Annotated in this window: 15 protein-coding genes; 11 read left to right on the plus strand and 4 right to left on the minus strand. The window is 67.5% G+C overall.

What is annotated here, in order from left to right:
* Positions 1 to 88 precede the first annotated feature (88 nt).
* From V7Q42_RS12655 to V7Q42_RS12690, 8 genes are all read left to right on the plus strand, one after another.
* Complete coding sequence (locus V7Q42_RS12655) at positions 89 to 706, plus strand: glutathione S-transferase family protein (RefSeq protein WP_333824443.1); 618 nt, start codon at positions 89 to 91, stop codon at positions 704 to 706.
* 31 nt (positions 707 to 737) lie between these two features.
* Complete coding sequence (locus tag V7Q42_RS12660) at positions 738 to 1,187, plus strand: DUF983 domain-containing protein (RefSeq protein ID WP_333824444.1); 450 nt, start codon at positions 738 to 740, stop codon at positions 1,185 to 1,187.
* Positions 1,184 to 1,972, plus strand: coding sequence for an NUDIX hydrolase (locus V7Q42_RS12665; RefSeq protein ID WP_333824445.1), 789 nt, complete (start codon positions 1,184 to 1,186; stop codon positions 1,970 to 1,972). Before V7Q42_RS12660 ends, V7Q42_RS12665 begins: the two co-directional genes overlap by 4 nt.
* Before the next feature lie 4 nt (positions 1,973 to 1,976).
* Positions 1,977 to 2,594, plus strand: a complete 618-nt coding sequence (locus V7Q42_RS12670; RefSeq protein WP_333824446.1) for a LysE family translocator — start codon at positions 1,977 to 1,979, stop codon at positions 2,592 to 2,594.
* 86 nt (positions 2,595 to 2,680) lie between these two features.
* Positions 2,681 to 3,346 carry a hypothetical protein gene (locus tag V7Q42_RS12675; RefSeq protein WP_333824447.1) on the plus strand — a complete coding sequence of 222 codons (666 nt, stop codon included), beginning with the start codon at positions 2,681 to 2,683 and terminating at the stop codon, positions 3,344 to 3,346.
* A gap of 557 nt (positions 3,347 to 3,903) precedes the next feature.
* A complete protein-coding gene (locus V7Q42_RS12680; protein ID WP_333824448.1) occupies positions 3,904 to 4,416 on the plus strand; it encodes an EF-hand domain-containing protein in 513 nt (170 codons plus the stop codon).
* A 147-nt stretch (positions 4,417 to 4,563) separates the two neighbouring features.
* The gene (gene rpmG, locus V7Q42_RS12685) at positions 4,564 to 4,731 is read left to right on the plus strand and encodes a 50S ribosomal protein L33 (protein WP_217926976.1); all 168 of its coding nucleotides are present in this window, start codon (positions 4,564 to 4,566) and stop codon (positions 4,729 to 4,731) included.
* Between the two features lie 154 nt (positions 4,732 to 4,885).
* Positions 4,886 to 5,098, plus strand: coding sequence for a hypothetical protein (locus V7Q42_RS12690; protein ID WP_333824449.1), 213 nt, complete (start codon positions 4,886 to 4,888; stop codon positions 5,096 to 5,098).
* A 10-nt stretch (positions 5,099 to 5,108) separates the two neighbouring features.
* Here V7Q42_RS12690 and V7Q42_RS12695 read toward each other — a convergent pair whose 3' ends face one another.
* Both V7Q42_RS12695 and V7Q42_RS12700 read right to left on the minus strand, forming a co-directional pair.
* Complete coding sequence (locus V7Q42_RS12695) at positions 5,109 to 6,215, minus strand: acyltransferase (protein ID WP_333824450.1); 1,107 nt, start codon at positions 6,213 to 6,215, stop codon at positions 5,109 to 5,111.
* A 147-nt stretch (positions 6,216 to 6,362) separates the two neighbouring features.
* The gene (locus tag V7Q42_RS12700) at positions 6,363 to 6,698 is read right to left on the minus strand and encodes a TusE/DsrC/DsvC family sulfur relay protein (protein WP_333824451.1); all 336 of its coding nucleotides are present in this window, start codon (positions 6,696 to 6,698) and stop codon (positions 6,363 to 6,365) included.
* A gap of 477 nt (positions 6,699 to 7,175) precedes the next feature.
* Here V7Q42_RS12700 and V7Q42_RS12705 point away from each other — a divergent pair, with 477 nt between their 5' ends.
* Positions 7,176 to 7,586, plus strand: a complete 411-nt coding sequence (locus V7Q42_RS12705; protein WP_333824452.1) for a PBECR3 domain-containing polyvalent protein — start codon at positions 7,176 to 7,178, stop codon at positions 7,584 to 7,586.
* A gap of 572 nt (positions 7,587 to 8,158) precedes the next feature.
* On the opposite strand, the gene V7Q42_RS12710 is transcribed toward V7Q42_RS12705, so the two are convergent.
* Both V7Q42_RS12710 and V7Q42_RS12715 read right to left on the minus strand, forming a co-directional pair.
* On the minus strand, positions 8,159 to 9,529 hold the full coding sequence (locus V7Q42_RS12710; protein WP_333824453.1) for a PleD family two-component system response regulator: 1,371 nt from the start codon (positions 9,527 to 9,529) through the stop codon (positions 8,159 to 8,161).
* A 29-nt stretch (positions 9,530 to 9,558) separates the two neighbouring features.
* A complete protein-coding gene (locus V7Q42_RS12715; protein WP_333824454.1) occupies positions 9,559 to 9,930 on the minus strand; it encodes a response regulator in 372 nt (123 codons plus the stop codon).
* A gap of 130 nt (positions 9,931 to 10,060) precedes the next feature.
* Between V7Q42_RS12715 and V7Q42_RS12720 the strand changes: the two genes are divergently transcribed.
* Positions 10,061 to 10,351, plus strand: coding sequence for a DUF3572 domain-containing protein (locus V7Q42_RS12720; protein WP_333824455.1), 291 nt, complete (start codon positions 10,061 to 10,063; stop codon positions 10,349 to 10,351).
* Entirely contained in the window at positions 10,348 to 11,001 is a 654-nt protein-coding gene (locus V7Q42_RS12725; protein WP_333824456.1) for a hypothetical protein, read from the plus strand. The genes V7Q42_RS12720 and V7Q42_RS12725 overlap by 4 nt, the downstream gene beginning before the upstream one ends.
* Positions 11,002 to 11,155: the final 154 nt, after the last annotated feature.

Consider the following 11,155-nt stretch of genomic DNA (forward strand, 5'->3'; position numbering starts at 1 on the left):
GCCAACCACGCAGGCCTGTGCTCCACCCTACGCGCTTGCACGGATGTCCCACCTCGGCGAAGCTCGATGGCAACGAGAGGGAAACGCCATGCTGAAGATCTGGGGCCGCGCCAATTCGGCCAACGTCAAGAAGGTGCTGTGGGTGGCCGAGGAGCTCGGCCTCGCCTACGAGCGGCTCGACGCCGGCGGTCCCTTCGGTGTGGTGACCACGCCCGAATACCGGGCGATGAACCCCAACGGCCTCGTGCCCGTGCTCCAGGACGGCGACCTCACCCTCTACGAATCGAACGTCATCGTCCGCTATCTCGCGGCGAAATACGGGGCGGAGACGCTGTGGATCGCCGATCCGGGCGAACGCGCCGTCGCCGAGATGTGGATGGACTGGAACCACGCCGTCGGCACCGTGATGCGCGACGCCATCTTCGGCCTGTTGCGCACCGCACCGGAGAATCGCGACCACGCGGCGATCCGCCGGAGCATCGAGGAAACCGCCCGTCTGGCGTCGATCGCCGATGCCGCGCTGGCGAACCATCCCTGGTTCTCGGGCGACGCGTTCGGCATCGGCGACGTGCCCTTCGGCTCCTACGCCCACGTCTGGCTCAATCTGCCGATCGAGCGTCCCGACCATCCCCATCTCGCCGAGTGGTACGCGCGATTGCTTCGTCGCCCCGCCTACGCCAAGGTGGTCGCCACACCGCTGACGTGAGGGGACGGCGGCGGATCGGAAGGAGCGCGACGTGAAGGTCCAGTTCGAGGACGGCGGCAGCGGCGGCAAGCGCGAGCCGAAACGGGACGAGAGTCCGGCGCGGCCGCTCAAGCGCTCGATCGTTCGGGGCCTGCGCGGTCGCTGCCCGGTCTGCGGCACCGGCCATGTCTTCGACGGTTACCTCGCCGTCGCACCGGCCTGTAGCGTCTGCGGTGAAGAGTTGCACCACCACCGCGCCGACGACCTGCCGCCCTATCTCACCATCCTGATCGTCGGCCATCTGGTGGTGAGCGGGTTGCTCGTCACCGAGCGGATGTTCCGCCCGGAGATCTGGATCCAGATGGCGGTCTGGCTGCCGATGACCGCCCTTCTCGCCCTCCTCCTCATCCGCCCGATCAAGGGCGGCGTCGTGGGCCTGCAATGGGCGCTCCGCATGCACGGCTTCGGCCGGAAGATCGCGCGAACCGAAGGAACGACATGAGATCCGTCGAAGCCATCCTCGAGGAACTGAACGCTCTCGATCGTTCCCACAAGGCTCCCTACTACCGCCCCCGCGACGCCGCCACGCTGCTCATCCTCGACCGCGCCGCCGGCGGGCCGATGCGGGTGCTGATGGGCCGTCGCCACATGCGCCACAAATTCATGCCCGGCGCCTGGGTGTTCCCTGGCGGCCGCGTCGACCCGGCCGACAGCCGCACCGCGGCCGCCGACGATTACCATCCGCTCGAACTCGCCAAGCTGATGGTCGAGATGAAGGGGCCGAAGACCGCGGCCCGCGCCCGGGCGCTGGCCATCGCCGCCATCCGCGAGACCTACGAGGAGGCGGGCTTCTTCGTCGCCACCTCGGCCGGGGGAACCGCGTCGCGGCCCGCACCGGGCGCCGAGGTCGACCCGCACGACGCCTTCGCCACCTTCGCGGCGCGCGGCCTCGCTCCGGCGATCGGCCGCATCCGCTTCGTCGCCCGCGCCATCACCCCGCCGGGACGACCGCGCCGCTTCGACACGCGCTTCCTGGCGATCCCGGCGGATGCCGTCGCCGGACAGTTGGAGAGCGGCGTCGGCCCCTCGGGCGAACTCGAGGACGTCGCCTGGGTCAGCTTCGACGAGGCCCGCGCCCGCCCCGAGCTTCCCCCCATCACCCGCGCCGTGCTCGACGAGCTGGAAAGCCGCCTCGCCGGCGATCCGAAGCTCGCCGCGGAAGGCCCGGTGCCGTTCTACCGCTGGCGCAACGACGCTTTCCTGCGCACCCTGATCGAGCCGGCGTGACGTCATGGAGACGACGGCCCTGCTGGTCTTCGCCGGGGCGCTGTTCCTCAACGCCGGCTCGCCCGGGCCGTCGATCGCGGTACTGGTCAGCCAAGTGCTGACTCGCGGGGCGGCGACGGTCGTGCCCTTCGTCGCCGCCATGTGGATCGGCGAGGCGGCGTGGCTGGCCGCGGCGGTCGCGGGGCTCTCGGTCCTCGCCGAACAGCTGCACCATGTGTTCCTCGCGGTGAAATGGGCCGGCCTCGCCTATCTGGCGCTGCTCGCCTGGCGCATGTGGCACGCGCCGGTCGAACCGGATGCCATCGGCGCCACCGCGCCGCAGGGCTCGACCCTCGCCCGTTTCGCCTCCGGCATGGCGCTGACGCTCGGCAATCCGAAGATCATGGTCTTCTACGTGGCGCTGCTGCCGTCGCTGGTCGACGTGAAGGCGATCGGGCTCTCGGAGTGGGCGCTGCTCTCCGCCGTGCAGATCGCGGTGATGGCGGTGACCGATCTCGGCTGGATCGCGCTCGCCGCCCGCGTCCGCGGCCTCTTCCGCAGCCGACGCGCCCTGCGCTTCGTCCACCGTGGCTCGGCGCTGGCGATGGGCGGCGCCGCAGCGGTGATCGCGACACGGAGCTGAGGGCACTCGGCGTCAACCGACCGTCAACCACGCCGGGACCATGGTGCGGCACCGCCGCGATCGACGCGGCCCTGCCCGAGATCCCGATGCACACCTTTCGACCCCTCCTCGCCGCACTCGCCCTCACCGCCCTCGCCGCCCTCACCACGCCGGCGGCGGCGACCGATTTCCGCCTCGACAATGCCGTGGTCGTCGGCTCCGGCGACGAGATCGCCATCACCCGCCTGCCCCTGGTCACCGCCGGCGGCGCCATCGTCTACGTCGACGTCACCCTGGCGCTGACCGCCGGGAGCGGCACCACCCTGTCGCTCGTCCCCGGTTCGTTGAAGACGACGCGCTCGGTCACGCTCGATGCCGGCGCCCTCACCCCCGGCCGCTACCGCGTCCACGGCGCTTCGCCGGTGCTGGTGATGCGGCTGATCGGTCCGACGCTCGGCGCCGGCAATCGTCCGATGTGGTCACTGATCGGCGAGAGCGTCGGGCAGCAGATGAATTTCTACGCCGGGAACTTCGCCGGCCATCCGCTCCAGGCCCGCCTGCAGAAGGCCGGCATCACCTGGGCCGGACAGGCCTTCGGCTCGACCAGCCGCAACACCTCCTTCGACGGCTGGTACTTCGACGAGCGCCAACTGGTGGCGATCCAGCCCCTCGGCCGCGGGGTCGCGTTGACCTCGTGGTCCTACAAGGGGGTCGATTCGAAGGCCCCGCTGCGCACCGTGACGCTGCTGCCCTGCGACGCCGTCTGCAAGTGATCCGAGCCCGGCCCGGCGGCGGCTCGCCGCCCTTCCATGCGGCTTCCCCCCTGCCCTTCCGGTCGGTCCGCGGCCAGTGGAACGAGTTCGACATTCGAATCCCGCTGCCGGACGGCTCACGTTCGAATGTCGAATTCGAAAGGTCCACCAGAAATATGAGCTTGCCGGTGGTCCTCATGACTCCGACAATCACACGACGAGGCTTCCGCGAGGGATGCGAACGTCGGAGTCGGACCACCAGTCTGCCGCTCGCCGGCGCGCCGGCGGTGATGGCGGGGTTCTTCGCCCTCCACCTCGTCGTCCTGGTCGCCCTCGGCCGGCGATCGCGGCTCTGACGAAATACTTATTACGGCGAGTTAACTGTCGGATTCGTCGAGCACATCGTAGAATTCTCATGTTCCGAAAGGGATCGGCGACCGGACCGAGACGATCCGAAGAGCCCACCCCGATCGAAGGAAACCATCGCAGATCCGCCGAGAGCCGCTCGAGCGGCGGAAGGGAGATGATCCTTTCCGCGGAAGCGAGCGTGCGCCGGATCGAACCACGAGGAGGTCGTCATGACCCGCAGATCCAAGCTCCTCACCACCGCATTCGTCGTCATGGCCGCCTTCGCGGTCGCGGCCGGCCCGACGCTGGCGCAGGGCTGGGGCGGAGGCCCCGGTTGGGGCATGGGCGGCGGCCAGGGCCGCGGCATGGGCCGACCGGACGCGCCGTGGCGTGCCCGCTTCGCCCAGATCGACGAGAACGGCGACGGCGTCATCACCCGCGACGAGTTGAGGGCCCAGGCGACCGGCGTCTTCGGTGCCATGGACGTCGACGACGACGGCACCATCACCAAGGAAGAATACAAGGCCGTCCGCATGGGGCCGCAACGCGGCAACAATCCCGCCCGTCAGGCGATGATGCAGTCTCGCAAGCTCGCCCGCTTCGCCCCGATGGACACGAATCGTGACGGCAAGGTGAGCAAGGCCGAGTTCGTCGCCTACCACGGCGACGTCATGTTCGGCCGCATGGACCGCAACGGCGACGGCAAGGTGACCCCGATCGAATTCCGGCGGCATGGCTGGTGAAAGCAGCGACGAAGAGCCCGGCGGCGTCCTTGACATCGCCGGGCTCTTCGGTCAATTTGCGCCCGACTTCGAGATCGAAGCGCGGCCCGTGTGGACCTCACGCGGGCCGTCGCGTTGTGAGCAGATGAATTCCGGAAGGACCGCGCCATGGCGAAGGCGACCACCATCAAGATCAAGCTCGTGTCGACCGCCGACACCGGCTACTTCTATGTGACCAAGAAGAACTCCCGCACCATGACGGAGAAGTTCGCGGCCAAGAAGTACGACCCGATCGCGCGCAAGCACGTCGAGTTCAAGGAAGCCAAGATCAAGTGAGGCCTGCCTCACGGTCGACGGATTTCCACCGAAAGCCGCCCACCCGGGCGGCTTTTTCGTTGCTCGCCGCCGATTCGTCTCCGAAAGTCCGATATGATCGCGATCGCCGTGGGTCTCGCTCCGGCCGACGCCCCGAACCAGGAAGTCACACCCGATGCCCGACGCCCGCTCCGAAAACGGATTCCGCTCGCTCGTCCAACAGATCCAGGAGAACGACGCCGGGCCGGACGAGCGTCAGCGCCCGCAGCGCCGCCGCCCGACGATGCCGGCCGGCGGCCGTGAGACCGCGAAGGACGCGGTCGCGACCGCGGCGGCACCGCCCCCGTCCAAGGCTCCGGTCCGTCTGTTGCAACGCCGCTGGCTCTGAAGGCGGCCGCTCACTCGGCCGGCACACGTCGTCCGGCGAAAACGAGAGCGGCGAGTCTGCCGGCGACGTCCGAGAGCCGGCCGATCGCCCGCCCGAAGATCGGCGCCATCGCGACGTGGATCGGCACGGCGGCGCCGACCCATACGAGATGGAACACCACGCCTGCGACCCCGGTCGTCGCCACCGCCGCGCCGACCGGGCCGAGGAAGACGAGACTCGCGCCATTGAGCAGATAGAGCGTCAGGCTGGCCCGGCCCATGGCGGCGAGATTCGCCCCACCGAAGCGGGCGGCGAGCGACCACGCCCCGACCGCACCGAGAAGCGCCGTCACCGCGAAGAGCGGCAGGTTGCCGTAGTTGCCGAACACCATGCGCACCGCGGCGTGGCCGGCGAGACCCGGCGCCGGGCAGACTTCCGCCAGCGACCAGAGGCAGCCACGATCGAGCCCCGCCAGCGCGACCGCCGTCGCCAGCGCCACCGCGCCGAGCGCCGGTCGCGGCAGATGGCGCGGATGCCGGCCGAGGAAGACGCCGAAGGCGAAGAAGGTCGCGCCCGGAACCCAGGTGGCGATCTGGTAGAGTGTCTCCCCCTTCGGCCCGACGAGTGCCGCGAGACCGGCGCCGATCGCCGCCACGGCCAGGGCCGTGACGCGGATCGAACGGCGGGAGAGGAGCGCATGCACGAGGAGGCGGACGATCGCCAACGACACCAGGAACCACAGCACCGACATCGACCAGCCGCGCCCGGTGACGAAGGGCGAAAGGAGCACATCGTATCCGGCACCCGACGGCAGCCGCATCACGCCGCTGCCGATCCCGCCGATCGCGATCAGCGCATGGCAGAACCAGACGAGAAGGAGCAGCTTGACGCTGTCGCGCAGCACCTCACCGAACGGCTTCTCGCCGATGTCGCGATTGGCGGCGCCCGACAACATGAAGAACAGCGGCATGTGGAAGGCGTAGATCGCCTGCCAGATGCGGAAGGACGGGGTGAAGAAGGTCCCGTCGGGGCGGTCGAGGAACTGCGCCTCGAGCGCATGGCCGACGATCACCAGGGCGATTCCGAGGCCGCGCGCCGCATCGAGGCCGTCGTCGCGTCGTCGCGCTTCGCCACTCACCGTCGTCCCCTTCCCGAAAACACGCTCTCCGCGGTTCGGCACTCGCCACCACGGGACACAGCATGACCGGGAAGTGGTTTTATTTCCGTATCGCTTCCGGGAGACGGCGGCGGCGACCGCACCAGCGATCGCCGCATCGAACCCGCCTCAGTAGCCGCCCTTGCGGCGGCTCTCCGGAAGCCCGGCGATGCGGCCGGCCTGCTTGGAGGGATCGAGCGGGAAGAGATCGTAGAGCGAGCGCTGGTCGACGTCCTCGCCCCACTTCTCCGACATCGCCTTCATGATGGTGCGGGTGTTGGGCTGGGTGTTGTTGTCGAAGAACTCTTCGCGCAGGTAGTTCATGATGTCCCAATGGCGCGGCGTGAGCTCGATCTGCTCGGCGGCGGCGATGTGCGCGGCGAGCGCTTCGCTCCACTCGGACTGATCGACGAGATAGCCGTTGGCGGTGGTCTCGATCTCGCGGCCCTCGAATTCGTAAGCCATGTCGTTCCCTCGTATGTCGTTCTGGTATGTCGTTGTCGCCCGCTCGGATGCGCGCCGCCGCACGTCGGCTCGGCACACCGCCGGCCCTGTCGCGGCGAAGCGGAGCAGCCATATTAGTAGTTGTTCATATTAGGGTTCAATAGGCCAGACGGCGAATTCCCGACGCGATCCCCGACCCCGAGATCGAGGCGACGCGAAATCGGCGACGTCGGAGGCCGATGCGGTGCCGCCGGTGGTCGGTCGGGTACTCGATCCCACGAGGAGGCCACCCGCCTATGAAATCCATTTTTTCCATGTTTTCATATTGTTATGAGATATATTGGAGTGCCGCTTCTCGACCCATATCGGTGTCCGAGCGGGTATGAAAGGCGCTGGCGACGGATGCTCGCCAGGGGCGGGGCTCACCACATCAAATTGTATCGCTCTGCATTACCCGATTTCGTTGACGCACTGGCGTTGAACGTGTGAATTGCGTTCATGAAGAAGCAGCGCCCCCGGAACCATTCGATCGCCGAGACATACGGTCAGATGGACGTTGATCTCGTCGAAAAACTATACGGGCATGAACTGGACCCGGGCATGATCGTGCTTACCGATGCGGCGCTCGCTCATGTTAAAAAGCAACATCCCACGGACTGGGCGCGGTGTTTACCGCACGTGCGCGCGGTTCTCGATGGTCCGACCTATATCGGTGACGATACCAGGAATGCCGGGAAGATCGAGTTCATAGGGCGAATGCCTCCGAATGGTGAACCGCTTCTCGTCGCCGTAACGGTCACTCGAAGCGATAGCGGAAACTACCACGTCACGAGCTTCTACCCGATCACCCAGGCGAAAATCGATCGGCGTCGGCATGATGGACTGTTGCGAAACGTCGTCCGAAAATGAAAAGGCCCGACGTGAGCCGGGCCTCTCGAAACACGAACCAGACGGCAGGTTCCCCATTTTTAAGGTCGTAGCTTACGCGCGGACCTCCTGCATCTCTTCACCTTTCGGCTACTGCACCCCGCCTTTCGGCTTGGTGTGTGAGTAGGGCCTTCTCACCTCGGCAGCTCGTGTTCGTGACCGAATATGGTGCGAAACGTGGGACGAGTCAAATGTCGGACGTGTCCGCTCCCCACCCTGCAGCCGCCGGTGGTCGGTCGGGTACTCGATCCCACGAGGAGGCCACTCAGGGATACGACCCGACCGACACGACCCGACGCATCGGGGTTTTGCGGCGGGCCCGATGCGCGGGCACCGCGTACTTCCGCTCCATCACCATGTCCGTTGCGGCCGGATCGACGGCGACTTCGCGGAACGGAAGCGCGAGGAGAACCCTAGCGAGCCGCACCTCACCGGAACAGCTTTCGCCGCGGTTACCCGCCGCCTTTCGCCGGTCTTGATGAATCGTCAACCTTAATCCGGCGAGACGACGCACGATCATCGGGAAAACCGGGTGTCGATCGCGCGAGGAGGCCTCACGCCGCCTTGGCGACGACGCGGTTGCGTCCGGCGGACTTGGCATCGTAGAGCGCCGCGTCGGCCCGCTTGAGGATCGTCTCGATCGTGTCGCCCGACGATTGCAGGGCGCCGATGCCGAGCGAGACCGTCCGCTCCAGCATCCGCCCGTCGGGCAGACGGAACGGCTCGGCGGCGACGCGCGAGCGGATACGCTCGGCGACGACCCCGGCGGTGTCGAGGTCGGTGTCCGGCAGGATCACCACGAACTCCTCGCCGCCGAAGCGACAGACGAGATCGACGCCGCGGACGCTACCGCGCATGCGTTCGGCCAGTTCCTTCAGAACCGCATCGCCGGCATCGTGGCCGTAGGTGTCGTTGACCGACTTGAAATGGTCCATGTCGGCGATCAGCACCGCGAGCGAGCGCCCCTGGCGCTGCGCCTGCTCGAGCGTCTGCTCGAGATGGGTGGTCATGAAGCGGCGATTGTAGAGGCCGGTGAGGCCGTCGGTGATCGCCATCTCCATGGTCTGTTGGACGCTGTCGCGCAGCCGGTCGGCATAGCGCTTGCGGCGGATCTGGGTCTTCACCCGGGCGCCCAGTTCCTGGCGCTCGATCGGGCGCTGCAGGTAGTCGTTGACGCCCATGTCGAGGCCGCGGGCGAGACGCACCTGATCACCCTCACCGACGATCAGAAGGATCGGCAACATGCGGGTGCGATCGAGCGCCCGGAGCTGCGAAACGAGCCGCAGCGCGTCGAAATTGGCGAGGTCGAGGCTGATCACCACCAGATCCCAGTCACCCTCGGTGGCGCGGAAAAGTGCCTGCTGCGGGTCGGTTTCGATGGTCAGCGAATGACGGGCGGCGAGCGCCGTGGTCAGCCGTTCGGCCGAGGAGCGTCGATCGTCGACGACCAGGATGCTGCCGTGCAGGTCCTGGGTGTAGAGCAGCGGATCGAAGGCGTCGTCGAGCCCCATCTCGCGGCCGACGTTGGCGCGCATGCGCAGCTCGTCGGTGAGCATCTTGAGGCGGATCAGGCTCTTCACCCGGGTGATCAGCGCCGTGTCGTTGACCGGCTTGGTGAGGAAGTCGTCGGCACCCGCCTCGAGCCCCTTCACCCGATCGGCGATCTGGTCGAGCGCCGTCACCATCACCACCGGCACGTGGGACGTCTTCGGATCGGCCTTCAACCGGCGGCAGACTTCGAAGCCGTCCATGCCGGGCATCATCACGTCGAGCAGCACGATGTCCGGCGTCGTCTGCTGGCAAGCGGCCAACGCCTCCGCACCCGAGAGCGCCGTGGTGACGTCGAAATACTCCGACGTCAGCCGCGCTTCGAGCAGCTTGACGTTGGCGGGAATGTCGTCGACGACCAGAACTCGACCCGTCATCACTCTACTCGCATACCGAAGGAACGGACTCAGGCGTCGCCGAGATAGGATCGCACCGTCTCGAGGAACTTGCCCACCGAGATCGGCTTGGAGATGTAGGCCTCGCACCCGCCTTGGCGGATGCGCTCCTCGTCCCCCTTCATGGCGAAAGCGGTCACCGCGATCACCGGGATCGACTTGAGGTCGTCGTCTTCCTTCAGCCACTTGGTCACTTCGAGACCGGAGACCTCGGGCAGCTGGATGTCCATCAGGATGAGGTCGGGCCGGTCGCCGCGGGCGATCTCCATCGCGTCGAAGCCGTTGCGGCTCTGCAACGTTCGATAGCCGTGTGCCTCCAGGAGGTCGTGGAAGAGCTTCATATTGAGCTCGTTGTCCTCCACGATGAGGACGGTCTTCGCCATCTACCCTACCCCCGACCACGCTGGTGTGATCGCCCCGCCGAATTCGGCTGTTGCCGTTCTTCTTCTCGGTCGAGACACTAGCATCGATTCCTTGACGAAAGGAAAAGGGGCGGAGACGCTGGATTTCACGATGAACGACCGCCACCACCGCCCCACCCACGAAGAGGCCGAAACGCTCGCCGTCGAGGTCCTCTCGTTCTTCGCCGAAGACCCCGAAACCCTCGGCCGTTTCCTCTCCGCGACCGGGCTCGGGCCCGAGACCCTGCGCGAGGCGGCGGCCGCGCCGGGGTTCTTCGCCGCCGTGCTCGAGCACCTGATGGGCGACGAGGCGCTGCTCCTGGTCTTCGCCGAACGCCGGCGCATCCGCCCGACGATGATCGCCGCGGCGCGCCATCTGCTCGATCCGGTCGCCGAGCGATGAGCGCGCTCTCGCCCGTCACGCGCGACGCCCTCGACCGGCTCGAGGTCGGCGCCCGCCCGCTCCTCGTCGTCGACGTCGACGAGGTGGTGCTGCGCTTCGTCTCGCATCTCGAGGCCTTCATCGGGCAGCAGGGCTACCGGCTCGACGCCCGCTCGTTCCGCCTGACCGGCAACGTCACCCGCCTCGGCTCCTGCCGCGCCGTGCCGGCGCCGGAGGTCGCGGCCCTCATCGCCGGCTTCTTCGCCACCCATGTCGGCGACCAGGAACCGGTTCCGGGCGCCGCCGAGGCGCTTTCCCGATTGACGTCCCGCCTGGATGTGGTGCTCCTCACCAACGTGCCGGCCGAACACGCGTCGCGCCGCGCCGCCCGGCTGGCCGACCTCGGCATGGCCCATCCGGTGATCGCCAACGAAGGTCCCAAGGGACCGGCGGTCGCCCGCCTCGCCCACGCCCTCGGCCATCCGCTGTTCTTCGTCGACGACGCACCGACCAACCTCGCCTCGGTGCGCGACCACGCGGCCGACACCCGCCTCGTCCATTTCGTCGACGACCCGCGCTACTTCCGCCTCGCCCCCGACGTGCCGGGAACGTGGCTGAAGACAAGGGACTGGGCGGAGGTGGTGCGGCGGATCGAGGCGGATCTCGGCTGAAGCGCCGATTCATACCAGAGGCCGAAGGTGCCGACGCACCCGGCCTTTGAACACACGCGAATTTCCCATTTGCGTCAGAGGTATGAGAAATTCGCGTCAGGAATACCATCGGTCATTTTCAATGGCCGATGGTATCAGGGAGACCTGTGCGCGG

Origin of the sequence: Pinisolibacter sp. (genome assembly GCF_036782435.1) — a bacterium.
Classification (GTDB): Bacteria; Pseudomonadota; Alphaproteobacteria; order Rhizobiales; family Ancalomicrobiaceae; genus CALBKH01.